Here is a 24,421-nt window from a genome sequence, read left to right as displayed (position 1 = left end):
AGGTTGTGTAAACTGCATTGATAATCGTTATCATTTCTTTTATTGTTAGCGCCTCTTCAGGGAAACGTAAAGGAATCGGAAGAAGATGAATTATCAGCAGAAATGGGTGAGTGCCCGCGTTGCAGGCGGTCTTTTTGCACTGGCGATGGGTGTCATGAGCACAGGCGCACAGGCGGTCACCGTGACCGATATTGCCGGGCGAACCGTCACCGTGCCGGATGATGTTCAGCGCGTGGTTCTCGGAGAAGGGCGGTTGTTCTTTGCCGTTTCTCTGCTGGAAGGCCAGAAGCCTTTCGACCGCATTGTCGGCTGGCAGGGAGATTTCCGTAAGCTGGATCCGCAAACCTATGCCACCTATCAGGCTAAATTCCCGCAAATCGACAACATCCCGCTGATTGGTAACACCAGCGCCGACAGCATCAGCCCGGAAAAAGTGCTGACGCTGAATCCGCAGGTGGCGATCTTTGGTTTGTCGGGGCATGGTCCGGGCAAAGAAAGCGCACTGGTCACTCAGTTACAGAAAGCCGGTGTGCCGGTGGTCTTTGTTGATTTTCGCACCTCACCGCTGAAAAATACCCTGCCGAGCATGGAATTGCTGGGCAAAGTGCTGAACCGCGAAAAGCAGGCGCAGGACTACATCAGGTTCTATCAGGACAACATCAAACGCGTTACCGACATCACCCAACACATCCCTGAACAGGACAAACCGAAAGTCTTCATCGAACTGCGTGCGTCTACCGCCGATGAATGCTGCCGGTCTGCCGGAAAGGGCAATATGGGTGATTTTATCGATCAGGCGGGTGGCGTAAACATTTCCAAACCGTTGCTGCCGGGGCCGCTGGGGCTGGTGAATCTGGAAAAAGTGATCGCCTCACAGCCTGATGTGTATCTGATAAGCGGCGGCGGCAAACCGGCCAAAGCAGGCGATCCGGCACCGACCGGTCTGGTGCTCGGTGCGCAGACCACGCCGGAGCAGGCGCGCGCCAGCATGGTACCGCTGTTGCAGCGTAAAGGCATCAGCACGCTGAAAGCCGTGGAAGAAGGGCGCAGTTTCGGCATCTGGCACAACTATTACAATTCGCCGTATAACGTGCTGGCGGTACAGGTATTTGCCAAAGCCTTCTACCCGCAGAAATTTGCGGATCTCGATCCGCAGCAGACGCAGAATCAGCTTTATAAGCAGTTCCTCGCCGTTGAGCCAACGGGGACCTACTGGACGGATGCAGTTAAACCGGAAAGCGGGAAGTAAGTTATCCTGCTGTAAGTTTTTACGTTAATGAGATTGAAGCGAAACATGAGTGCAACTACCGAACCCGCGCTGACGGCAGAGAACACAGCCGGGCACAGCGTCATGGGGCAATACCAAAATATTGTACGCCGCCGTTTGTTGATTATGCTGATCCTGGTGTTGGCGATCCTCGTCTCACTGGTGATTGATTTCATTATGGGGCCTTCGGGGTTGTCACTCTCCACGCTGTGGAAAACGCTGTTTGATGCGGCCGCGGCCGATCCCGGTACACGGGTGATCGTCTGGGATATCCGCCTGCCGTATGCGCTGATGGCGATCGCCGTCGGTATGTCCCTTGGCCTTGCCGGGGCGGAAATGCAGACCATCCTTAATAACCCGCTGGCAAGCCCGTTTACGCTCGGCGTGTCGTCTGCGGCGGCCTTCGGTGCCGCGCTGGCGATTGTGCTGGGCATCGGTATTCCGGGGGTGCCGGATCAGTGGTTTATCTCCGCCAACGCTTTCATTTTTGCCCTGCTGGCTGCGCTGATGCTTGACGGCATCACCCGCTGGACGCGCGTCGCCAGCTCCGGCGTGGTGCTGTTCGGTATCGCGCTGGTCTTTACCTTTAACGCACTGGTGTCGCTGATGCAGTTCATTGCGACCGAAGACACCTTACAGGGGCTGGTTTTCTGGACGATGGGCAGCCTGGCGCGGGCATCCTGGGTGAAACTCGGCGTGATGATGTTTGCGTTTCTGATCCTGCTGCCGTGGTCAATGATGAGTGCGTGGAAGCTGACGGCGCTGCGTCTGGGTGAAGACCGTGCGGTCAGTTTTGGTATCGACGTGCGCCGTCTGCGCCTCGGCACCCTGCTGCGTATCAGCATCCTTTCTGCGCTGGCGGTGGCGTTTGTCGGCCCGATTGGCTTTATCGGTCTGGTTGCGCCGCACATTGCCCGTCTTATGTTTGGTGAAGATCACCGCTTCTACCTGCCGGCCAGTGCGCTGATCGGTGCGCTGGTGCTGTCGATGGCGTCGGTTGCCTCGAAAAATCTGGTGCCGGGCGTGATCATTCCTGTGGGTATCGTGACCTCGCTGGTCGGCGTGCCGTTCTTCCTGAGTATTATTCTTCGTCACCGGGGGAACGTCTGATGTCTGCCATGCTGGAAACGCGTCCTGAAGAATTTCTCAATGCCGCCACGCAGGGGCTGCAAATCCGCGATTTTAACGCGGGGTATCCGAAGCGCCCGGTGATCCGCCATCTCAACGTGCCGATGCTGCCGCGTGGGAAAATTACCGTGTTGCTCGGGCCAAACGGCAGCGGGAAATCCACCCTGCTGCGCTCGCTGGCCGGGCTGAACCGGGCGGAAGGGCAACTGATGCTCGACGGCCACGATCTGATGCCGATGCCGTTTGCGCGCCGTGCCGAGCAGGTGGTCTATCTGCCGCAAACCCTGCCTGCCGGTGTGCATCTGCATGTGCTCGAGTCGATTATCGTGGCGCAGCGCGCGTCCGGCGGCAAAAGCAAAGTGACCGATGGCACTGATAAGGTGATGACGCTGCTGCGTCAGCTGGGCATCGAACATCTGGCGCTCAGCTATCTCGATCAGCTTTCCGGTGGTCAGAAACAGCTGGTGGGTCTGGCGCAGTCACTGATTCGTCAGCCCTCTTTGTTACTGCTCGACGAACCGCTCAGCGCGCTCGACCTTAATTATCAGTTCCACGTTATGGATCTGGTGCGTAAGGAAACGCAAAAACGCAATATTGTGACCGTGGTGGTGGTGCATGACATCAACATCGCGCTGCGCCACGGCGATCGTGTGCTGATGCTCAAAGACGGGCATCTGATCGCCGATGGTGAACCCGAAGCGGTGATCACCGCTGACAGTCTGGCGCGCGTTTACGGCGTGCGCGGACGTATTGAACGCTGCTCGCAGGGAACGCCGCAAATCCTCATCGACGGACTGGTTGGCGACCCCTCGATTTAAATACATGACGTAGTAAAAACGGACGCAGCCAACGTAGCGGCGTCCGCCTTTCACATTGTGAGCCTGAAACATAAAAGAAAATCCTGATAAACCGGGCGATTCCGTTCGCACTTTTTTTGACGGTTTGATGGAAAAAAATACAACGTCCCGCAGTGCCGGGGTTGTTTTATCCTCATGGAGAGAAGAAATGGTTAAGGTTAAATTTACACCGGCACTGAAAGCCGGGTTATTCGCACAGCTGTTTGCCGCCGCGTTTCCGGTGATGGCAGAAGAGACGACCGACGTAAAAGAACGGGAAGACCAGATGGTGGTGACCGCCTCCGCCGTCGAGCAAAACCTCAAAGACGCCCCCGCAAGTATCAGCGTGATCACCCGCGAAGACCTGCAAAAGAAACCGGTTCAAAACCTCAAAGACGTGCTGAAAGACGTACCGGGCGTGCAGATCACTAACGAAAGTGACAACCGTCAGGGCGTCAGCATCCGTGGTCTGAGCAGCGGTTATACCCTGATTCTGGTGGACGGCAAACGCGTGAACTCCCGCAACGCCGTCTTCCGTCATAACGATTTCGATTTGAGCTGGATCCCCGCTGAATCCATCGAGCGTATCGAAGTGGTGCGTGGCCCGATGTCCTCGCTTTACGGCTCCGACGCGCTGGGCGGCGTGGTCAACATCATCACCCGTAAAGTCGGCAAAGCCTGGCACGGGACGCTGAGCGCCGATACCACCGTGCAGGAACATCGCGATCGCGGCGACAGCGGCAACGGCAACTTCTTCGCCAGCGGCCCGCTTGTTGATGACCTGCTAGGGGTGAAAGTTTACGGTGCGCTGGGTAAACGTGAAAAAGATCAGGCCAGCTCCTCCAGCGGCAGCACCGGCCAGCCGCGCATTGAGGGCTATACCTCGCGCAACGCCAACGTCGAGTTCTCCCTGACCCCGGACAAAGATCAGGACATCACCTTCGGTTACGGCCTCGATCGTCAGGATCGCGATTCCGACACGCTGGATAAGAACCGCATCGAACGTGAAAACTACTCGCTCGGCCACAATGGCCGCTGGGGGCTGGCGAATACCGAACTGCGTTTCTACGGCGAAAACATTGAGAATAAAAACGCCGAAACCATTACCTCGAAAAACAACTCTCTCGACGGCAAAGTCGTGATCCCGCTGGGCGATTACAACCAGTTGCTGACTTTCGGCGGTGAATATCGCAACGACAAACTCGAAGACGGCGTGAACATGCAAAACGGCGGCAGCACGCAGGCCAATCAATATGCGCTGTTCCTCGAGGACGAGTGGCGTATTTTTGAAAACCTGGCGCTGACCGGCGGCGTGCGCATGGATGATCACCAGAACTACGGCGTCAACTGGAGCCCGCGTGCGTATCTGGTCTACAACGCCACCGACACCGTGACGGTGAAAGGCGGCTGGGCATCGGCCTTTAAAGCGCCTTCGTTGCTGCAACTCAGCCCGGATTGGCAAAGTGCGTCCTGCCGTGGCAGCTGCAATGTGGTGGGCAGCAAAGATCTGAAAGCAGAAACCAGCGAAAGCGTCGAATTCGGTCTGTATTACGCCGGTGAAGAAGGGTGGCTGGAAGATGTGAATGCCAGCGCGACGGTGTTCCAGAACGACATCGACGACATGATCACGGTTATCCGCACCGCGAACCGCAATCTGGCACAGACGTATCAGAACTTCGTCGGCTTCGACGCCAGCGGTAACCCGATTTTCCGCTACTACAACGTCAATAAAGCGCGCATCCGTGGCCTGGAAACGGAGCTTAGCCTACCGGTCACTGACGTGCTGAACCTGAAGCTGAACTACACCTATAACGACGCCCGTGATCTGAGCAACGGCGGCAACAAACCGTTGTCCGAGTTACCGTTCCACACGTCGAATGCGACGCTGGACTGGAAACCGCTGGAGGACTGGAGCTTCTATATTTCCGCCAACTATAAAGGCAAAAGCCGCACCGTCACCGACGGAAACGCCACGCCGGGCGGATATACCGTCTGGAACACCGGCGGTTCCTATCAGGTCAATAAAGCCGTGAAACTGCGCGCAGGTGTGCTGAACCTCGGGGATAAAGATTTGAACCGCGATGATTACAGCTATAACGAAGACGGAAGAAGGTATTTTGCGGCGGTTGACTACAGTTTCTGACCGACGGTGCTGAGAGGGTGAGTCGGGGCGACTGACCCGCGCAGCCGACATGCAGGAGAGTGCCACGAGAGGGAAGAGGTTCCCTCTCGTGCCGGTCAGGGTACAGAAAGCCGCGACATCACAGCCATTGAGTCGCTGAAAATTTCACCGCTTTCTGCCCGCTGTTACTTACCGTTCCACGCTTTCAAATTCTGATCACGCACGGACAGTTTCTGCTCCGGCGTTAACTTGTTGTAATCCTTCGCCAGACCACTTTCCCAGTCGCCGTACAGCGGGTTTGGCAGCACGATGTATTGGGTGCCGAACTGCTGATGGTTCTGATTCACAAAAGCGCGGCGCTGTTCGTTGCCTTTATGGTAGGTCGCGGCACCGAAATCGTTCAGGTTGTCACCGACGAACAAGACGATGTGGTAACCCGCAGCTTTAATGGAATCGAAACGCACCTGTTTGTTTGAGGTGTCGGAGCTCAGCAACATGGTTTTATCATTCGCGCCGGAGAAGCCCAGACGGTTCATGTTGTCCAGCGTGGCAGCGTATTCGCTGGTTTTACGGTTGGAGACATAGAACATCGTGCCGCCGTGCGAATTGACGTAATTAGCAAATTCCACTGCGCCCGGAATGGCGGTCGCCTGACGTGCGGCGGTCCACTGTGACCAGGTTTTGCTGTCGAATGGCTTGTTCGCTTTGACCTGCCACGCGCTGTAAGCGCTGTTATCGAGCATGGTTTCATCCAGATCCACCACCACGGCTTTCTTCTGACCCGCCAGCGGCTGCGCCTGATCAAAGGCCATTTTAGCCGCGTTGAATGCCTGATAGGTCAGTGCCTGATATTCACCGGATTGCTGGAACCAGTTCAGCGCCATCACGGACTGATCGTTCAGCGTTTGCTGGGCATCGTTCTTTTGCTGCGCACAGCCGCTCAGGGCCAGCATAATCAATGCACTGGTGGTACAAAGCGAAACTTTATTCATTGGGTATCCCTGTTTTTGTTAAGAGAAGTTCTCATTCGTAAAATTCCCTGAAACTTTAGCAGATTCAGCGGGCTGCGAAAGAGGAAAAGGCAAATTACGCGAGATGGCACGAAAAAGGACAAAAACAAAAAAGGCCGGAGGGTGAGTCCGGCCGAAAAAAATCAAGACAGAGAATAATAACAATGAGGTGGTATTTGACTTAAATCAGAACTGATAAACCAGGCCAACGGCAGTAACGTCGTCGTTATTCAGACCCAGTTTATTGTCGTCATCCAGCTGGTTGATTTTATAATCAACATAGGCTGACATATTTTTGTTGAAATAATAGGTGGCGCCCACGTCGAAATATTTAACCAGGTCAACGTCGCCGATGCCTTCAATATCTTTCCCTTTGGTCTGCACATAACCCAGAGAAGGGCGCAGGCCGAAGTCGAACTGATATTGCGCGACCGCTTCAACAGTTTGTGTTTTATTGGCAAAGCCGCTGCCAGCCGGTGCGCTTGCAATACCTGCCGGAACGGTAATGGCAATCATATTACGGGTTTCAGCATACATCGCTGCTAAATAAACCCCGTTAGCGTCATATTTCATGCCGCCGGTCCATGCGTCAGCTTTATCACCTTTGCCGTAAGCGGAGGTGCTCTGGCCGATGGTGCGGTCAGAAGACGCGTAGGCACCGCCAACGCTCACGCCGGTGTCACCCAGTGCGTAAGTGGTAGAAAGTGCATAACCGTCGCCGTTTGCTGTGCTGCTGCTGCGACCGTCGTTTTCGTTTTTGCCCTGGTACTGTAACGCCACGTTCAGGCCATCCACCAGACCGAAGAAGCCGCGGTTACGGTAGGTCGCCACGCCGTTGGTACGGCCCGTCATGAAGCGGTCTGCTTTGGTGTAACCATCGCCACCGAACTCAGGGAACATATCGGTCCAGGCTTCGACGTCGTACAGTGCGCCGTAGTTACGACCGTAGTCGAATGAACCGTACTGACCAAATTTCAGACCGGCAAAGCCCAGACGGGTTTTGGTGCCGGTGGTGCTTGGGGATTTGCTGTCGGATTCGGCGTGGTTAGCCTGAACGTTATATTCCCACTGACCGTAACCGGTGATCAGATCGTTAATTTGTGTCTGACCTTTAAAACCGAAACGCACATAACTCTGGTCGCCGTCATTGCCGGGAGCATCAGAGAAATAATGCAGACCTTTTACTTTACCGTACAGGTCAAGTTTGTTGCCGTCTTTATTATAAACTTCTGCTGCGTGCGCGCCTGATGCAATCAATAAACCAGGAATTAAAAGTGCCAGAATATTACGTTTCATGAATTTTTACCCTGCATTCTTTATTAAAAGCTTTGGTTGGAAAGCTTTATATGAAGTCTTGTGGAAAGACGCTATTCATCATTTTTGCTATGCATTCCGTGTGTGCTCGGAATTTTCTCAGCGAGGGTTTTTTACCTTAGATATGTGATCAATTTATGACAATTGAAAATGAACTTTTACTTTATTTAATAAATGACTGACGTAAATTTGTGCAGTCACCCTGATTTCGGGCTGCGCCATCAGCCGGTCTGTGGGACAATAGCCGCCACACTTCGGTCCTGACCCCCAACAAAAAGAGATGCATGGCGCTTTCCCCCGCAGTAAAAAATCAGATCAGCCAGTGGTACAAAGCCCTGCAAGAGCAAATCCCGGATTTCATTCCCCGCGCTCCGCAACGTCAGATGATTGCAGAGGTGGCGAAGGCGTTCTCGGGTGACTCAGCGCGGCATCTGGCCATTGAGGCGCCGACCGGCGTCGGGAAAACGCTGTCCTATCTCATCCCCGGTATTGCCGTCAGCCGCGAAGAAGAAAAACCGCTGATTGTCAGCACGGCCAACGTCGCGTTGCAGGATCAGATTTACAGCAAAGATTTACCGCTGCTGAAAAAAATTATTCCTGACCTCAAATTTACCGGCGCATTTGGCCGCGGGCGTTATGTGTGCCCGCGCAATCTGGCGGCGATGAGCAACGAAAACGCGCAGGGCGATCTCGGGTTATTTCTGGGTGACGAACTGGCGCCCTCCAGCGGCGAAGAGCAGAAACTGGCGAAAACGCTGGAAACCGCGCTCTCGCGCTATGAGTGGGACGGACTGCGCGACCACTACAAGAAAACCATCGACGATCCTTTGTGGATCAAAATCAGCACCGATAAAGCCAACTGCCTGAGCCGTAACTGCCATTATTTTCGCGAATGCCCGTATTTCGTGGCGCGCAAAGAGATTGAAAGTGCGGATGTGGTGGTCACCAACCACGCTTTAGTGATGGCCGCGCTGGAGTCGGAATCGGTGCTGCCACCGGCGAAAGATCTGCTGCTGGTGCTCGATGAAGGGCATCACCTGCCGGAAGTGGCGCGCGATGCGCTGGAAGTTGATGCTGAAATCACGGCCATGTGGAACAGCCTGCAACTGGACAATTTTGTGCGCCAGATTGAGCAATGTCTGTCGCTGTTTACGCCGAAAAATCCTCCGCCGCTGACCAACGCCGAGCGCCTGCACAATCACTGCGCCGAGATGCGCGAGCTGCTGCTACTTATCGAACAATCGGTCAGTCAGTATCTGCCGCCGGACACCCCGGAAGCGGAGCACCGTTTTGAACTCGGCGCCTTGCCGCCGGAACTGACCGAACAGTGCAGTCGCCTGTTTAAACTGACCGACGGGCTTCGCAGTCTGGCGGAATACATGGTCAACGATCTCAGTGAGAAGACCGGCAAGCACGACATTATGCGTCTGCACCGCGCGATCCTGCACATGAGCCGGATGCAAAGTTATCTGGAAACCATGAGCAAGCTGTGGCGGCTGGCGGCGCTGGATAAAGCCTCGAACGCGCCGATCAGCAAATGGGTGACGCGGACGTATTTCGATAACCAGACGCATCTGGTGTTCCACTGCGCGGGGATCCGCGTGAGCGATCAGCTGGAAAAAATGCTGTGGCGCAAAGTGCCGCACGTCGTAATCACCTCCGCCACGCTGCGTTCGCTGAACAGTTTCTCCCGTTTGCAGGAGATGAGCGGCCTGAGCGAAAAAGCCGGTGACCGCTTTGTCAGCCTGGATTCGCCGTTTAACCACGTTTCGCAGGGCAAACTGGTGATCCCGCAGATGACCCTCGAGCCGCTGATGGCGAACGAAGCGGCGCATTTGCAGGAGATGGCCGATTTTTTCCGCAGCGAACTGGCGAAAGGGCAACACACCGGCCAGCTGGTGCTGTTCGCCAGCAACCGCGCGATGCAACAGTTTGTCTCGCTGCTGCCGGATTTGCGTCTGATGCTGCTGGTGCAGGGCGATCAGCCGCGCTACCGGCTGGTGGAAGAGCACCGTAAACGTGTTTCAGCGGGCACCACCAGCGTGCTGATTGGTCTGCAATCGTTCGCCGAAGGGCTGGATCTGAAAGGTGAGCTGCTGACGCAGGTGCATATCCATAAAATTGCGTTTCCGCCGGTCGACAGCCCGGTGATCCTCACCGAAGGCGAATGGCTGAAAACGCTTAAGCGCTATCCGTTCGAAGTGCAAAGCCTGCCGAGCGCGTCGTTTAACCTGATCCAACAGGTTGGACGGCTTATCCGCAGCCATGAATGCACCGGCGAAATCGTCATTTATGACCAGCGTTTGCTGACCAAAAGTTACGGTGCGCGCCTGCTGGCGGCGTTGCCGGTGTTCCCGATTGAACACCGCGAAATGCCTGCGCCCGGATCAGTGAAACGTCCTGATATTCTGAAAACGGCAAAGAAAGATCCGGTTCGCCGCCGCACCCGCCGGCGATAATTATTCCTGAAGAAAAGTCATTACACCGAGAAGGTAACGCTACGATGGATTACACCAAACTCATTAAAGAAGTGGGGCGCGGAAAAAATCACGCCCGCGATCTGGACCGTGAGCAGTCGCTTGCGCTTTACCGCGAGATCCTGGCCGGTGATGTGCCGGATTTACAGCTCGGCGCGCTGCTGATTGCGTTTCGTATTAAAGGCGAAGCGGAAGAGGAGATGCTCGGCTTTTATCAGGCTATGGAAGAGCGCGTGATGCGCCTTCAGGCGCCCGCTGATCGCCCTCTGCCGGTGGTGATCCCAACCTATAACGGCGCGCGCAAACAGGCGAATCTCACGCCGTTGCTGGCGATGTTACTCAGCCGTCTTGGTTTGCCTGTGGTAGTGCACGGCGTTGATGAAGATCCGACCCGCATCACCAGCGCTGAGATTTTCCGTTCGCTGGGCATTGAGGCGGCACACACCCAGGCGCAGGCACAGCAGCAGCTCGACGCCGGTTCCGCTCCGGTGTTCATCCCGGTTTCAGTGCTGTGCCCGCCCATCGACAAACAGCTTTCACTGCGCTGGCAGATGGGCGTGCGTAACAGCAGCCACACGCTGGCGAAGCTAATTACGCCTTTCAACGGGCAGGATGCGTTGCGCTTATCGAGCGTTTCACACCCGGAATATATCCAGCGCGTCTCTTCCTTCTTCCGCCAGATCGACGGGCGCGCCTTGCTGACCCAGGGCACGGAAGGCGAAGTCTATGCCAATCCGCAGCGGTTCCCGCAGACCCACTTTATCGCCGGGGGTGAGCTGAGTGTTCTGGCAGAAAAAGAAGAGATTTTTGCCGCGGATCTGCCCGCGTCCAAAGACGTCGACACTACCGTGAACTACATTCAGCAATGTCTGAAGGGCGAACGCGCTATCCCGCAGGCACTCCTCACCCAAATGGCATGTTGTCTGGTGGCCGCAGGGGTGTGTGCCGATATGCCCGAAGCCAGAATGATTGTGGAACAGGTGTTTTAACGCCCTTCCCAGTGAAGGGGGGGATTAAGCGCAAAATCAGGCGTTAAAGCCTGCCTGAACATTCATTTCGTCTTTTATCCCCCGTCCCGGCCTCCCTCTTCGCAGGGGAGGCATTAAAAAAACACCCCCGCATCACGCTGTAAATCCTGCGTTTATATTCATCTCAGCGCCACAAAACCCCTCTTACCCTGTTCAATAGTGTGGTTAAAGGCTAAAATAGAGGAACTACGAAATCTATTTCATGATTTTATTGGTTTTTTTATAAACTTTTATGGAGATTTAACAATGGAAACTTTACCGGCTTGCCCGACGTGTCACTCTGAATTCACCTGGCAGGACGGTGAAATGCTCAATTGCCCTGAATGTGGACATGTGTGGTCCATGAGCGCTGATGCAGCCGGGGAAGATGACGTCCTGAAAGTGATCGATGCCAACGGCAATCTGCTGGCAGACGGTGATTCTGTTACGGTGATCAAAGACCTGAAAGTGAAGGGCAGCTCTTCCATGCTGAAGATCGGCACCAAAGTGAAAGGCATCCGTCTGGTTGAAGGCGACCACAACATCGACTGCAAAATTGACGGTTTTGGTCAGATGAAACTCAAATCCGAGTTCGTGAAGAAAAACTGATCCCCTCCCTGGTTGCCTGGCAGTGATGAGCGGTTTTGCCATATCGACAGAACCGCTGTCTGAACATACACTCAATGCATAATCTCGTTAACTTTCAGCAGAGAAGATTGCATGAAACAGGCTCAGGACTACTTTAACGCCCTCAACCGCGATTACCTTAAAGTGCATCAGGACAAAGAAAATTTGTTCTGGCAAAACTATATGGGCATCGGTGATGACAATGTCTCCGCGGCTTTCTCCGCCGCTGAAACCGCCTACAAACGTTTTATCGCCGAACCTTCCCGCCCGGCAGAATTACGCGAGTTAATCGCACAGCTCGATACTCAAAAACGCGATCAGGACGGCGAAGCACTGCTCCACGGCCTGCGCGGCTGGCTGAGTTTCTTCGACTGCAACGTGATTGAAGATCCCAAAGCGCAGGCGCTGCTCGATGAAATCATTCAGGCTGAATCCGTGCTGTTTGGTAAACGTAAGCAGTACCGGATGACGCACATCAACAGCAAAGGCGAGCGCGTCAGTGCATCGCTGGGTGAGCTGCTGACCAATCAGGCGAACAATGAAAACGAAACCTATCGCCGCAGTTCGCAAAATGCGCTGCGGGAACTGGAAGAGTGGCTGCTGCACAACGGCCTGCCGGAGCTGATTGGCCTGCGCAACCGCTTCGCCCGCCAGCTCGGTTACCGCAATTATTTCGATTATAAAGTGAATAAAACCGAGCGCATGACGCCGGAACAGTTATTCGCCATCCTCGATCGTTTCGAAGAACAAACCCGTGAAAGCAACACGCGCAGCCTGAATGAGCTGGTCGCGCGCGAAGGCGATGCCGCACTGCTGCCATGGAATATCCGTTTTGCCAGCGCCGGTGATGTCACCCGCCAGCTCGACCCTTACTTCCCGTTTGCCGATTCCCTGCGCCGCTGGATCGACAGCTTTAAGCGTCTGAATATCGGTTTTAACGGCGCGGATATGCAACTGGATCTGCTGGTGCGCGAAGGCAAATACGAAAACGGTTTTATGCATGGCCCGGTTCCGCCATTTTTCGACAACGGTCAATGGGTGCCTGCGGTGATCAACTTCACCAGTCTGGCGAAACCCGATCAGGTGGGCAGCGGGGCAGGTGGCCTGAATACGCTGTTCCACGAAGGCGGCCACGCAGCGCATTTCGCCAATATCCGCCAGAATGCGCCGTGCTTCTCGCAGGAATTCCCGCCGACGTCGATGGCCTATGCCGAAACCCAGTCAATGTTTTGCGACAGCCTGCTTGATGACGCGGACTGGCTGAAACGCTACGCGAAAAACGCCGCCGGAGAATCGGTTCCTGACGAACTGATCCGCGCCACCATCGAAGCCCGTCAGCCGATGCGCTCGTTCAATGAGCGCCATATCCTGCTGGTCCCGTATTTCGAATGGCAGCTCTATCAGTGGCCTGATGAAAAACGCACGCCGGAGGCGATGATCGCGCTGGCGCGTGATATCGAAACCCACATTCTGGGCGTGACCGGCAGCCCGCGTCCGACGCTGGCTATCCCGCATCTGCTGTCGATGGAATCAGCCTGTTCTTATCAGGGATATCTGCTGGCGATGATGGCCGTTGAGCAAACGCGCGCGTTCTTCCTTAAACGCGACGGCTACCTCACCGATAACCCGGCCATCGGCCCGGATCTGGCGAAGCATTACTGGACGCCGGGCAACAGCGTCAGCCATGACGATACGTTACGCAGCCTGACCGGTGAGGGATTCAATCCGGCGTATCTGGCGCAGGCGTGTAATCAGACCATCGATGCGGCGTGGCAGGATGCGCAACACACCATTGAACTGGCCTCAACACGCGAACAGCCGGAAGCGGATTTCGATCTCAATGTGCATATCCGGGTGATCGACGGCAAGCGCATTCTGGCTGACAGCGCAGACGGTGATGATGCCATGTGTCAGGATTTTGCAGATTTCGTGGAACAGAACTACCCGGTCAGATAATCCGGGCCGTTCAGCTTCAGACATAAAAAAAACCGCCGCCGGGCAGAATTCCGGCGGCGGTTTTTTTGTGTCGGTCAGCGGGCGTCGGGGCGGGTTAAATCGAAACGCAGCGCTTCAGAAATGCCGTAATAGGCGGAAGGCCCCCCGGCACGTAACACCGGCTCGGCGAGGGCGGTCTGGTAAACGCCCTCCACCAGTAAATGTTTCGCGATATGCACAGCCACCACTTCACCGAGCACCAGCCAGGTATCAATATCCCCGCCGGTGGCCGTTTTCAGCTGGATGCATTGCGTCAGTTTGCACTCAAAGTTCACCGGGCTTTCCAGCACGCGATCGGCGGCGACGATGTTGCCCGGCTGCGGCGTCAGACCGGCAAACGTAAACTCATCGTTACCGCGTTCCAGCGAGGCCGAACTTTCATTCATTTGCACTGCCAGCGCGCGCGTCGTCAGGTTCCAGACAAATTCGCCAGTTTCGACAATGTTTGCCACGCTGTCTTTCCAGCCGCTGCTGGCGAAACCAATGATCGGTGGACGATAATTAAAACAGTTGAAGAAGCTGTAGGGCGCGAGGTTACGCTGGCCCGCCGCATTGCGTGAGGAAATCCAGCCAATCGGACGCGGGCCGACGATGGCATTCAGCGGGTCGTGCGGCAGGCCGTGACCAGCAGCGGGTTCGTAATAGTAGCGATCATCAGCGTTCATGATATTCCTTGGTCAACATATTGATTTCAATTTTGAATGCCAGATTACCCATTTTAGGCGGGAAGTGACGGTTTTTATGTGCCCCGGCCAGTGAGCATCCGGCAGGCGGCGACGGTTTGTGGTATCTTGTGCGCCAATTCATGAACATCCAGCGTCCCCGCGCATGTTGTATGCGTCGCGCACACCTTTTCGGAGAGTCACTCAGGTGGAAAAAAAGAAAGTCTTCCCTCAGGAAAAAAGCGGTCTTCACCCGCGAAATCGTCATCGCAGCCGCTATGATTTCCCGGCCCTGATTGCCAATAACCCCGAACTGGCGCCGTTCGTTACGGAAAACAAGTGGGGCGATTTGTCGGTAGATTTCGCCAATGCTCAGGCGGTAAAAGCGCTGAACCGTGCCTTGCTGCATGACTGCTATCAGATTGCTAACTGGGATATTCCGGCAGATTATCTCTGCCCGCCGATCCCTGGCCGTGCGGATTACGTGCACCATCTGGCGGATTTGCTGGCCAGCAGCAACAACGGCAACATTCCGCAGGGTAAAGACATTTCCGTGCTGGATATCGGCGTTGGCGCGAACTGTATTTACCCGATTATCGGCCTGCGCGAATACGGCTGGCGTTTTACTGCCAGTGAGATCGACCCGGTTTCCATGGCGGCAGCTAAGAAAATCGTTGCCACCAACCCGCAACTGACCAATCAGGTGCGTTTCCGTCTGCAGGCCAAACCGCAGCGTATTCTCGATACCATTATCCGCCACGACGAACGCTATGACGCCGTGCTGTGTAATCCGCCTTTCCATGCGTCAGCGGCCGATGCGGCCTCGGGCAGCCAGCGTAAACGCCAGAATCTGGGGTTAGATCGCCGTGGCACGACCGAACTGAACTTTGGTGGTCAGCACAACGAACTGTGGTGCGAAGGCGGCGAAGAAGCCTTTGTGGTTCACATGGCCGAAGAGAGTGCGGGCAAAGCGCAGAACTGTTTCTGGTACACCGTGCTGGTGTCCAAAAAAACCACCTTGCCGCTGCTGTATGACGCGTTAAACGAAGAAGGTGCAACCGACATTCGCACCATCGAAATGGTGCACGGAAACAAAATCAGCCGCTTCGTGGCCTGGACTTTCCTGACGCCATCACAGCAAAAAAGCTGGGCAATTAAACGCTGGTCAGTCTGATCACGTCGTGAAATGAATGATTCCAGCGTGTTCATCTGTTGATGCGCACGCTGGAAAAATAGTCCGGTCGTCCCCTTTCTTTTTGAGTGGATTAAATTATGCTTAATTCACTATAAAAAAAGCTTATTCGTTTTCACTGTAATCATTATTTGCCTTATTTGTTTATCACAGCATTGTTGATTGTGTTTTCCTGCCTGCAACCCACCCAGGGGTCAGACTACGGTTTCGCTGTTTATTGGTTTTAACGCTAATAACCCGCGGGATGTAGCACGTGTTTATTTCAATTAATTGCGGTCACGCATTAATTCACGTTATCAGCCACAGGGTGTCTGTCCTATGCAATTATTTTCTCATCAGTTTAGTACGGCATGGCGTGAAAAATTCTCTGCGATCCAGCAGGCGGTTCCGATGATAGCTTTCACGCCAGACGGCGTGGTGCTTGAGGTGAACGATCTGTTTCTTAAGGGCATGGGCTACAGCAGACAGGAAGTCGTAGGCCAGCCACACCGGATGTTTTGTACGCCGGAGTTTGTCGTCAGCGATGCCTATCGTTTGCACTGGGAAGGTTTACGGCAAGGGAAATCCATCAGCGGGAATATTAAACGGGTGCATAAGAATGGCAGCATTCTCTGGCTTGAAGCGACCTATGTACCGGTGAGAAATAAACAAGGTAAAGTCACTGAAATAATTAAAATTGCCAGTGACGTCTCTGAACGGGTGAATGAATCTCACGAACATCACGGTATTTATCAGGCGCTCGAACGTTCGATGGCGCTCATCACCTTTACCCCTGACGGTCACGTCATTTCTGCAAACAATAACTTTCTGAAAGTCATGGGGTATTCCCTTCAGCAGATTCAGGGCCATTCCCACGGTATGTTTTGTTTACCACACTATCGTGATTCCCATGAATACCGTAATCACTGGCAGCGCCTGAAAAACGGCGAATTTATTCTGGGGCGTTTTGAGCGCATGAATGGCCGGGGGCAGAGTATCTGGCTGGAAGCGAGTTACAACCCGGTGATGGATGACGACGGCAAAGTGCTTAAAGTGGTTAAAATCGCTCAGGACATTACCTGCCAGATGGACCAGCAGCGGCAGCAGGAAAGCATGATGACGCACGTTCACGCGTTGTCGCTGACCACCGATAAAACCGCCGCCGAGGGTGTCACTATCGTCCAGCAGGCGGTCAAAGACATGCAGGAAGTGGAGGCGTTAGCGCGCCGGACCTCAGACATCATCGGCCAGCTCGGCCAGACATCAGAACGCATTGGTGAAATGGTCGATACCATTCGCCGTATCTCCTCCCAGACCAATTTACTGGCGATCAACGCCACCATCGAAGCCGCGCACGCCGGTGAACAGGGCAGGGGATTTGCCGTGGTCGCCGGTGAAGTGCGCTCGCTTGCCGATCAGTCCCGCAAAGCCGCGGTTGAGATTGACCAGCTGACGCAACACATTCGCGAAGGCGTCATGGCGGCCATTGACGGCATGGGTAACTGCGTCAACCGCGCAGGCGGCGGCGTCACACTCAGCCGTAACGCAGGCGAAGTTATCAATCAGGTTAATCTGGGGATGCAGGATCTGGTGCGGATGATGGCGGAGTTTTCGGTGATCGCGGGGGAGCGGACCAGACAGTAAAGCCGGGAGCCGGACCGATTTTGCCATTTTTGGGAAATGCCGGTTCCTGAGTCACAGCGATCCCTTGTCCCGTTTCGGCGCGAAAGGCCAGGGATCGCTGCAATTACAAACCCAAAATATTTCCGGTCATTATTCAAGCCACTATGGCGCGATACCCGCATTGATCCCAGGCTGCGGTACGTCGCCGTTATAAATCTGTACTGCCTGCTTAGGCATTTCGATCCCCGCCTCAGCAAAGTGATTCTTCACCAGCCGGTCAAGCGCGTACTGCACCGTCCATTGTTCCAGCGCTTTGGTGCGCACCAGCACCCGCAGGGTGAAGAACTGATCTCCTAGTCCCACCACGCCCTGGTAGGTTGGCTCGCCGAGCAGCAGCGGTTTGATGGCCTCATCCTGTTGCAGGGCTTCGACCGCTTTGCGCAGCACGGCGTTGGCCGCATCCACATCTTCCTCGCGGCTGACGTTGTAGCTGGCGCGATACACCCCAAACTCGCGTTCATAATTTGAAAGCGTGGTGATCGAAGAATAGGGCACGATGTGATAGACGCCGTAAATGTCGCGCAGGCCAATCGAGCGGATCGTCATGCGCTCGACGGTGCCACTGATTCCCATCACCGTGACGTATTCCCCGGTATTCATGCCGTTTTCGAACTGGATGAAAATACCGGTGATCACATCTTTGACCAGCGTCTGGGCACCAAAGCTGACTGCCAGACCGAGCGCACCCGCACCGGCCAGCAGCGGCGCGATGTTCAGCCCGACCTGCGACAGCATGATCATAATGGTGATAGTACAAATCACGATAGCCAGCACGTTGCGAAACAGCGTCAGCAGCGTGCGCTCACGGGCGCTGGGACGCGCACCGTTGCTGAGTTCCTGCGCCAGCCGGTGCTCAATCACGCTCGCCAGCAGCGTCCAGGCGACAATGGCAAAGCACAGAATAAACAGCATGTGGCCCAGCCCGCTTATCACCTTCTCGCCGGTTTCTGTCATAAACCATTTATTCAGATTGAAAATCTGCCAGGCATCAAGCAGTGAGAGCGTCACGCTCAGAACCACCAGCACGCGGATGATTTTCAGACCTGCCGGAATGTAAGAGTTAATCCGCTTTTGCAGCAGCGGATAACGGCGGTTGACGTCATCAGGCAGGGTGATCCGGCGGCTGATCCAGCGCGAGAGCAGGCCGGAGATCAGCGCGCCAAGTCCGATGATCACCAGACTTTTGATGGTCGCCGCCATCATAAACCGCAGGCTGCCGGCAAAATCAAACTGTGAGAGGAAGAACAGCACGACGAAATAACTGACGGCCAGCAAATGCCAGACGTGGCCGAGCGCGCGCAGGATGACGCTGAAGAACGCCATTGACCGTTCAGCCAGCTGGTTAAATTCATGGTGGATGGTGCGGCGGTTATGCAGGATCAGCCAGCTGGCGTAAACCGTCAGCGCCAGCATTACCACAAAATTGACCACGGCGGCGGTGGTGTAATTGATTTGTGTGGCGACGACCGGCACGCCCACCATCAGCGCATAGCCGATCAGACCGCTGACCCACGCCAGACGGGTGTTCCAGTAACGGGCGGTCACGTCTGCCAGCGGGAAAGGGCGCAGGTAGCTGAAACCGGGGGAAAAAATCAGGCGCAAAACCGCTTTAAAGAATTCTATTACCGCGAACGCGCTGAGAAATAGTGCCTGCAACCGGGCGATCAGCGGGCTGCCGCCGTTGACGTATTGCGCAAACAGATTACCGGCAGCGACAGTCAGCAGCAAAATACCCAGATCGACGGCGAACGCCCCCAGGATGCTGGCGGGCAACTTGTACCAGTGCGTTTCCCGCATCCGCGCATGATTTCCCCAGCGGCCAAGGCGCAGATAGAGCGGCCCGATTAACCGGCGGATCAGGTGGAAGAAAGCAAAAGTCACTGCCACGGTCAGCAGAAAATAACCCACCGCCGGGAAGAAGCGGGCCGGATTAAAGTGGCGTTCCGGCCCTGAATTGATGGTGTCTTTCAGCGTCTGAACGCGCTTCATGATCCCGGATGCTGTCTGCTGGGTGGTATCGACCAGTTGATCAATCAGCGACAACTGTTCGGCCTGCGGTGGCGTATTTTCGCTGGCCGTTTTAGCTGCCTGCGGTGCTGTGCGGGCAGCGTCACGCAGATGGGTAATCAGTTCGGCGCGGGCTTTATCATCCTGAAGAATATCGGCCAGTGCGGCGTATGAGGCTTTTTGCTGATCTGCCGCAGCGGGTTTCTCCTCAGCCGCGTGGCTGAAAGCGCTGAACATGGCGAGGGTGATAAACAGCAAAACCGAAAATAGATGTGTCTGGATGCGGTGAGCCAACGGAGTCCTGTCGTTATGCGGCATTGTTCCTCTCTCAAAATGGCGGTTAATGGGGGTGTGGCAGCCCTAAGGGTAAAACAAGAGTGACCGTATTGTAGATAATTTGTGGCAAAACGTTGTGGGGTGACGTGCCATAGGCGGTTGAGTGGGACATAGCCAGCAAGCGACAGCGCGGAGTAAAAAAGCGAGGGAAAATCCAAAAGGGGAAAAGCTTTTCCCCTTCGGGCGGTTTGGCGCAGCGCGTTAAGTGATCAGCGCACCTGAGAAACCGACATCATTCCGGTCAGCGTTAAAAGCCGCGCTTGCCGCGGCCTTTGGCATCAGGAAACGTGTTGCAGGAACTCGCGCAGACGTTCGCTCGGCGGGTTATTAACCAGATCGGCGGGTTTCCCGTCTTCCGCAATACGGCCTTTATCGATGAAGATCAGACGTGATGCCACTTTTTCGGCGAAGCCGACTTCGTGAGTCACGATGACCATCGTCATGCCTTCGTCAGCCAGTTGCTTCATCACGGTCAGCACTTCATGACGCAGTTCCGGATCGAGCGCAGAGGTCGGCTCATCAAACAGCATCAGTTTAGGTTTGACCGCCAGCGCACGGGCAATCGCCACACGCTGTTGCTGACCACCGGAGAGCTCGGAAGGGTAGTGATGCGCGCGCTCGGACAGACCGACTTTCGCCAGCAGTTCTTTCGCCAGTTTATTGGCTTCTTCTTTCGACGCGCCACGTACGCGGATCGGGCCGAAGGCCACGTTTTCCAGCGCGGTCATGTGCGGGAACAGATAGAACTGCTGGAACACCATGCCGGCTTCCTGACGGATCAGGCGTTCATCGACTTTCGGGTCATTCACTTTCAGGCCATCAACGATCAAATCGCCGGAGGTGATCTCTTCCAGCTTATTGATGCAGCGCAGCAAGGTAGATTTGCCGGAGCCGGACGGCCCGATAATCACCACCACTTCACCCTGAGAAATGTTCAGATCGATGTCGTGGAGCACCTGGGTTTTGCCAAAGTGTTTTGAGACGTTCTTGAATTCAATCATATAATTTTCAGTTTGCGTTCTAAGCGGCGCAGAACAAAGCTCAGAGCCAGCGTAATGATCAGATAGATAACGGCAACCGCACTCCAGATTTCCATGGCGCGGAAGTTACCGGCGATGATTTCCTGGCCCTGACGGGTCAGCTCGGCGACACCGATGACGATAAACAGTGACGTATCTTTGATACTCACGATCCACTGGTTACCCAGCGGTGGCAACATGCGGCGCAGCGCCAGCGGCATGATGATGTAACGCAGGGTCGCACGACGGGACAGACCCAGCGCCAGACCGGCTTCGCGAAAACCATTGTGGATAGACAACACCGCGCCACGCGTAATTTCAGCGATATAGGCACCGGAGTTAATGATGATGGTCACCACCGCCGCGCTGAACGGGTCGATACGCAGATCGGGAACCATCATCGGCAGGGCGAAGTAAATGAACATTACCTGTACGACAATAGGCGTACCGCGAATGAGCTCGATAAATACCAGTGCGACGTTGCTGCTAATCCAGCCACCAAACGCGCGGGCAAAACCCGCAATCACACCAATAATCAGACCGCCAACCAGACCGAGGACCGAGATCCACAATGTCATCTTGGCGCCTTCGAGCAGGATAGGCAGAGCGGGCCAAATTACGCTCCAGTCAAACTGCATGGATTATCTCCTGGTCAAACAACTTACTGCGCCTGCGCGGAATAAATCCCGGCAGGCGCATAATATCAAGTCAGCTTTCTCTAAAAGGGAACGACTTAAATGAACAACGCTTATTTAGGTTCGGTATCGAACCATTTTTTATAGATGGCGGCGTAGGTACCATTCTCTTTGATGGTTTTCAGCGCGGCGTTGGCTTTCTCACGCAGTTCGCTGCCCTGAGGGAAAGCGATACCGTATTGCTGGCCAGCCAGTGAATCGCCAACCGCTTTGAATTGACCTTTACCGGCCGTTTTGATGAAGTACAGGATGTTCGGGGTGTCATGCATTACCGCATCCGCACGGCCTGTACCCAGTTCCATGTAAGCGCTGTCGATGTTCGGGAACTGACGCAGATCTTTGGTCTGTACGTTGGCTTTCATGTAATCCACGGAGCTGGTGCCGCTTTTCACTGCCACGGTTTTGCCTTTCAGATCAGCCACGCTTTTGATGGCGTCATTGTTGCTTTTGACCATGACCATCAGACCGCTGTTGTAATAGCCGTCAGAGAAGTCGATGGCTTTCTTGCGCTCAGGCGTGATGGTGATACCCGCCAGCGCCAGATCGATGTTGTGTGTTTGCAGGGCAGGGATGATGCCGCCGAAGTCCATTGGTTTCAGTTCATAAGAGACTTTCATCTCTTTGGCGACCGCGTCCCACAGGTCGATATCGAAGCCGACGTATTTGTCACCTTGTTTGAATTCAAACGGGACAAACGCTGTGTCAGTAGCAACGATCAGTTTTTTGTCTGCTGCGTGTGAGCTTACGGCAAAGGCCAGAGTCAACGCGGCCAGGGAAACTTTTAAGAGTGACTTCATCAGTGAATTTCCTTTGTACATATTATGGGAACGATCTTATGTTACGACGCTTCACTGCAATATTCATGCCAAAGTTCATGCATGCTAAAATTCAATGGCTTAACGGCGTGCTGAACCGTTCAAGCAAAAAATTTAACATGGGGCGCACTGTGATGGTGCATTGTTACACTTTGCAATGTTCTCTCGTGGTGCAGCGCTTTATCATTAACCAGATGTTGTCTTTTAAACAATCATTAATTAACAACTACGCCGCGCAAATGATAACTCGCTCTAACTTTTGCGGAACGAAAACAAAACCTGTGCTCAATTTTGAAGCAGATGTAAAGAGGAGGAACCGGATATTCACCTGCGAAATGACTTTTATTGAACCATAATGGTGCAATGGGTCATAAGCATAAAAGAGGAGGGAGGAGGAGGCGTTAACGAAGCTGACTGTCTTTACTGCCGCGACGATTATACCCGGCGTGATCCTGCTGTTTTTTATCCAGCGCGGCCTGGCAGGTGACACAATATTGCACGCCCTTAAGCGCCTTTCTGCGTGCCAGTGGAATAGGTTCACCACACTCGTGGCAGAACTCCGCACTTTCACCCTGGCCGAGTGACTGACGTGCGCGATCAACGGCATCATTCACCGTGGAATCTATCTGATCTTGTACTGCGCCATCTTGCGCCCATCCGCTTGCCATAAAACCTCACAATATGTCTGTCTTTATGATTAAGAATAATCCATGTTGATTGATTCTTCGCCGCCTCTGTCTTTGTCATATACAAATAACTATTTGTTATATAACAATCTATTGAAAACATGATGTGTCTTAGCCTTCACTGAGTATAGTCGGGATTTTGATAAGAAAACTCCGATACAGTTTGTGTTATATCGTGCTGTATGTTAAAAAATGCATCAATTGAATGAATGTGTTTCGATTGTTTATAGTTCGCGTGAATTTGTATATTTTTTCGCTAATGTGTAACTTTTTCAGCCCGCTGAAAATTGACTTTACCGGCGCTGATTTCCGGTCACTCCTCATTCAATTTCTCATACTGCGACGCAGTAGCGACCGGCCAGACCATGAAATGGACTTCTTCAGGGCACATTTTACTTGATCGGCTAACCATAATGAGTAACCACTTTGGCCGTGGCGTCTGAGTGTGTCTTACCCCAATCAGGGCATTAATGTGGCAGATAATCAGGTAATTGGCGGCACCACGGGCGCGTCTGTACAACCCGGTCTGATTGACTCAGTGCGCAGTACGCTTTCTGAACAGGCTGATGCGCTGCATCACCTTTCTTCGCATCTCGACAGCGGGCAATATCAGACAGCCCTCCGGCTTATCATTGAATGCCAGGGCCACGTCATTTTGTCCGGTATGGGCAAATCCGGCCACGTGGGCAGAAAGATCTCCGCGACGCTGGCTTCCACCGGTACACCAAGCTTCTTTATTCATCCCGCCGAAGCCTTTCATGGCGATCTCGGCATGATCACCCCGTACGACTTGCTGATCCTCATTTCAGCCAGCGGGGAAACGGATGAAATCCTGAAATTAATTCCGTCACTGCGTCAGTTCGGTAATCGCATTATTGCGATCACCAATCACAACGCGTCGACGCTGGCAAAACACGCCGACGCCACGCTGGAACTGATGATGGAAAGCGAAAGCTGCCCGAACAATCTGGCACCGACCACCTCGACCACGCTGACCATGGCAATTGGCGACGCGCTGGCTGTGGCGTTGATCCGTCAGCGTAAATTCCTGCCTACCGATTTCGCCCGTTACCATCCGGGAGGTTCTCTCGGCCGCCGTCTGCTCACCCGCGTGTCAGATGTGATGCTGCCGGTTGTGCCGACCGTGCGTGAAGATACCGGATTCCGTCAGGTGATTTCTGCCATCACCTGCGGGTGTCAGGGCATGGTGGCGGTGAACAATCAGCAACAGCAACTGACGGGCATCATTACTGACGGGGATTTACGCCGGTACATGGAAAAAAGCACCCAGCTCGAGAGTGCCTGTGCTGCAGACATGATGACCCGTTCGCCGCTGACGTTACCGGCGGACATGATGATCACCGATGCCGAAACGCTGATGCAAAAGCACCGCGTTTCCGTGCTGCTGGTGACAGATAAAGAAAACAACGTTGCGGGTCTGGTTCGTATTTTCGACTGAAAACATTGCGCACCGTGATCTGGTTGCAGGGGAAAGACACGCAGGATCACGGTACTTTTAATAAAGCACGATGTTAAAAACGTGCGATTTGTCATGATGATAAGA

General features: G+C 54.3%; 20 protein-coding genes. 12 read left to right on the top strand and 8 right to left on the bottom strand.

Annotated features, from left to right (window positions below; translation table 11 throughout):
- Nucleotides 1-85: 85 nt before the first annotated feature.
- The 4 genes from ABSH60_RS03045 to cirA all read left to right on the top strand — a co-directional run bounded on the left by ABSH60_RS03045 (nt 86) and on the right by cirA (nt 5,374).
- On the top strand, nt 86-1,249 hold the full coding sequence (locus ABSH60_RS03045) for an ABC transporter substrate-binding protein (protein ID WP_390972637.1): 1,164 nt from the start codon (nt 86-88) through the stop codon (nt 1,247-1,249).
- 45 nt (nt 1,250-1,294) lie between these two features.
- Nucleotides 1,295-2,377, top strand: a complete 1,083-nt coding sequence (locus ABSH60_RS03040; protein WP_390972635.1) for an iron chelate uptake ABC transporter family permease subunit — start codon at nt 1,295-1,297, stop codon at nt 2,375-2,377.
- Nucleotides 2,377-3,213, top strand: coding sequence for an ABC transporter ATP-binding protein (locus tag ABSH60_RS03035; protein ID WP_056782335.1), 837 nt, complete (start codon nt 2,377-2,379; stop codon nt 3,211-3,213). The genes ABSH60_RS03040 and ABSH60_RS03035 overlap by 1 nt, the downstream gene beginning before the upstream one ends.
- 187 nt (nt 3,214-3,400) lie before the next feature.
- Complete coding sequence (cirA, locus tag ABSH60_RS03030; protein ID WP_183847723.1) at nt 3,401-5,374, top strand: catecholate siderophore receptor CirA; 1,974 nt, start codon at nt 3,401-3,403, stop codon at nt 5,372-5,374.
- 164 nt (nt 5,375-5,538) lie between these two features.
- Here cirA and ABSH60_RS03025 read toward each other — a convergent pair whose 3' ends face one another.
- The gene (locus tag ABSH60_RS03025) at nt 5,539-6,345 is read right to left on the bottom strand and encodes a 5'-nucleotidase, lipoprotein e(P4) family (RefSeq protein WP_056782339.1); all 807 of its coding nucleotides are present in this window, start codon (nt 6,343-6,345) and stop codon (nt 5,539-5,541) included.
- 204 nt (nt 6,346-6,549) lie between these two features.
- On the bottom strand, nt 6,550-7,659 hold the full coding sequence (ompC, locus tag ABSH60_RS03020; protein ID WP_217203208.1) for a porin OmpC: 1,110 nt from the start codon (nt 7,657-7,659) through the stop codon (nt 6,550-6,552).
- 302 nt (nt 7,660-7,961) lie between these two features.
- On the opposite strand from ompC, the gene dinG reads away from it, so the two are divergent.
- From dinG to ABSH60_RS03000, 4 genes are all read left to right on the top strand, one after another.
- Nucleotides 7,962-10,136, top strand: coding sequence for an ATP-dependent DNA helicase DinG (gene dinG, locus ABSH60_RS03015; RefSeq protein ID WP_056782344.1), 2,175 nt, complete (start codon nt 7,962-7,964; stop codon nt 10,134-10,136).
- Between the two features lie 44 nt (nt 10,137-10,180).
- Nucleotides 10,181-11,143, top strand: a complete 963-nt coding sequence (ybiB, locus tag ABSH60_RS03010) for a DNA-binding protein YbiB (RefSeq protein WP_390972632.1) — start codon at nt 10,181-10,183, stop codon at nt 11,141-11,143.
- Between the two features lie 285 nt (nt 11,144-11,428).
- The gene (locus ABSH60_RS03005; protein WP_390972630.1) at nt 11,429-11,770 is read left to right on the top strand and encodes a zinc ribbon domain-containing protein YjdM; all 342 of its coding nucleotides are present in this window, start codon (nt 11,429-11,431) and stop codon (nt 11,768-11,770) included.
- 111 nt (nt 11,771-11,881) lie between these two features.
- Nucleotides 11,882-13,744, top strand: coding sequence for a M3 family metallopeptidase (locus tag ABSH60_RS03000; protein ID WP_390972628.1), 1,863 nt, complete (start codon nt 11,882-11,884; stop codon nt 13,742-13,744).
- Nucleotides 13,745-13,818: 74 nt separating this feature from the next.
- Here ABSH60_RS03000 and ABSH60_RS02995 read toward each other — a convergent pair whose 3' ends face one another.
- On the bottom strand, nt 13,819-14,448 hold the full coding sequence (locus ABSH60_RS02995; protein ID WP_122094634.1) for a flavin reductase family protein: 630 nt from the start codon (nt 14,446-14,448) through the stop codon (nt 13,819-13,821).
- Nucleotides 14,449-14,653: 205 nt separating this feature from the next.
- Between ABSH60_RS02995 and rlmF the strand changes: the two genes are divergently transcribed.
- Nucleotides 14,654-15,619: a 23S rRNA (adenine(1618)-N(6))-methyltransferase RlmF gene (gene rlmF / locus ABSH60_RS02990; protein ID WP_122094636.1), complete on the top strand. Its 966-nt coding sequence runs from the start codon at nt 14,654-14,656 to the stop codon at nt 15,617-15,619.
- 336 nt (nt 15,620-15,955) lie between these two features.
- Nucleotides 15,956-17,260 (top strand): PAS domain S-box protein, encoded by a 1,305-nt coding sequence (locus ABSH60_RS02985; protein ID WP_390972626.1) that lies wholly within the window; start codon nt 15,956-15,958, stop codon nt 17,258-17,260.
- A 141-nt stretch (nt 17,261-17,401) separates the two neighbouring features.
- Here the strand turns inward: ABSH60_RS02985 and ybiO are convergent, their stop codons facing one another.
- From ybiO to glnH, 4 genes are all read right to left on the bottom strand, one after another.
- Complete coding sequence (gene ybiO, locus ABSH60_RS02980; RefSeq protein ID WP_240993863.1) at nt 17,402-19,600, bottom strand: mechanosensitive channel protein; 2,199 nt, start codon at nt 19,598-19,600, stop codon at nt 17,402-17,404.
- A gap of 320 nt (nt 19,601-19,920) precedes the next feature.
- Entirely contained in the window at nt 19,921-20,643 is a 723-nt protein-coding gene (gene glnQ / locus ABSH60_RS02975; protein ID WP_056782351.1) for a glutamine ABC transporter ATP-binding protein GlnQ, read from the bottom strand.
- Nucleotides 20,640-21,299, bottom strand: coding sequence for a glutamine ABC transporter permease GlnP (glnP, locus tag ABSH60_RS02970; protein WP_390972624.1), 660 nt, complete (start codon nt 21,297-21,299; stop codon nt 20,640-20,642). Before glnP ends, glnQ begins: the two co-directional genes overlap by 4 nt.
- 110 nt (nt 21,300-21,409) lie before the next feature.
- On the bottom strand, nt 21,410-22,153 hold the full coding sequence (glnH, locus tag ABSH60_RS02965) for a glutamine ABC transporter substrate-binding protein GlnH (RefSeq protein ID WP_056782352.1): 744 nt from the start codon (nt 22,151-22,153) through the stop codon (nt 21,410-21,412).
- A 65-nt stretch (nt 22,154-22,218) separates the two neighbouring features.
- Here glnH and ABSH60_RS02960 point away from each other — a divergent pair, with 65 nt between their 5' ends.
- Nucleotides 22,219-22,527: a hypothetical protein gene (locus ABSH60_RS02960; protein WP_217203218.1), complete on the top strand. Its 309-nt coding sequence runs from the start codon at nt 22,219-22,221 to the stop codon at nt 22,525-22,527.
- A gap of 45 nt (nt 22,528-22,572) precedes the next feature.
- On the opposite strand, the gene ABSH60_RS02955 is transcribed toward ABSH60_RS02960, so the two are convergent.
- On the bottom strand, nt 22,573-22,839 hold the full coding sequence (locus ABSH60_RS02955; protein WP_056782354.1) for a DksA/TraR family C4-type zinc finger protein: 267 nt from the start codon (nt 22,837-22,839) through the stop codon (nt 22,573-22,575).
- 508 nt (nt 22,840-23,347) lie between these two features.
- Here ABSH60_RS02955 and ABSH60_RS02950 point away from each other — a divergent pair.
- Entirely contained in the window at nt 23,348-24,316 is a 969-nt protein-coding gene (locus tag ABSH60_RS02950) for an SIS domain-containing protein (protein WP_056782373.1), read from the top strand.
- Nucleotides 24,317-24,421 lie beyond the last annotated feature (105 nt).

Origin of the sequence: Rahnella sp. R3(2024), from assembly GCF_042920125.1 — a bacterium.
Taxonomy (GTDB): domain Bacteria; phylum Pseudomonadota; class Gammaproteobacteria; order Enterobacterales; family Enterobacteriaceae; genus Rahnella; species Rahnella rivi.
This window is presented reverse-complemented; position numbering and strand designations above follow the sequence as displayed.

Bases quoted from the DNA above. Each gene is read 5' to 3' on its own strand.
- ABSH60_RS03045 (WP_390972637.1), top strand. From the start codon at position 86: ATGAATTATCAGCAGAAATGGGTGAGTGCCCGCGTTGCAGGCGGTCTT.
- ABSH60_RS03040 (WP_390972635.1), top strand. From the start codon at position 1,295: ATGAGTGCAACTACCGAACCCGCGCTGACGGCAGAGAACACAGCCGGG.
- ABSH60_RS03035 (WP_056782335.1), top strand. From the start codon at position 2,377: ATGTCTGCCATGCTGGAAACGCGTCCTGAAGAATTTCTCAATGCCGCC.
- cirA (WP_183847723.1), top strand. From the start codon at position 3,401: ATGGTTAAGGTTAAATTTACACCGGCACTGAAAGCCGGGTTATTCGCA.
- ABSH60_RS03025 (WP_056782339.1), bottom strand. From the start codon at position 6,345: ATGAATAAAGTTTCGCTTTGTACCACCAGTGCATTGATTATGCTGGCC.
- ompC (WP_217203208.1), bottom strand. From the start codon at position 7,659: ATGAAACGTAATATTCTGGCACTTTTAATTCCTGGTTTATTGATTGCA.
- dinG (WP_056782344.1), top strand. From the start codon at position 7,962: ATGGCGCTTTCCCCCGCAGTAAAAAATCAGATCAGCCAGTGGTACAAA.
- ybiB (WP_390972632.1), top strand. From the start codon at position 10,181: ATGGATTACACCAAACTCATTAAAGAAGTGGGGCGCGGAAAAAATCAC.
- ABSH60_RS03005 (WP_390972630.1), top strand. From the start codon at position 11,429: ATGGAAACTTTACCGGCTTGCCCGACGTGTCACTCTGAATTCACCTGG.
- ABSH60_RS03000 (WP_390972628.1), top strand. From the start codon at position 11,882: ATGAAACAGGCTCAGGACTACTTTAACGCCCTCAACCGCGATTACCTT.
- ABSH60_RS02995 (WP_122094634.1), bottom strand. From the start codon at position 14,448: ATGAACGCTGATGATCGCTACTATTACGAACCCGCTGCTGGTCACGGC.
- ABSH60_RS02985 (WP_390972626.1), top strand. From the start codon at position 15,956: ATGCAATTATTTTCTCATCAGTTTAGTACGGCATGGCGTGAAAAATTC.
- glnQ (WP_056782351.1), bottom strand. From the start codon at position 20,643: ATGATTGAATTCAAGAACGTCTCAAAACACTTTGGCAAAACCCAGGTG.
- glnP (WP_390972624.1), bottom strand. From the start codon at position 21,299: ATGCAGTTTGACTGGAGCGTAATTTGGCCCGCTCTGCCTATCCTGCTC.
- glnH (WP_056782352.1), bottom strand. From the start codon at position 22,153: ATGAAGTCACTCTTAAAAGTTTCCCTGGCCGCGTTGACTCTGGCCTTT.
- ABSH60_RS02960 (WP_217203218.1), top strand. From the start codon at position 22,219: ATGCCAAAGTTCATGCATGCTAAAATTCAATGGCTTAACGGCGTGCTG.
- ABSH60_RS02955 (WP_056782354.1), bottom strand. From the start codon at position 22,839: ATGGCAAGCGGATGGGCGCAAGATGGCGCAGTACAAGATCAGATAGAT.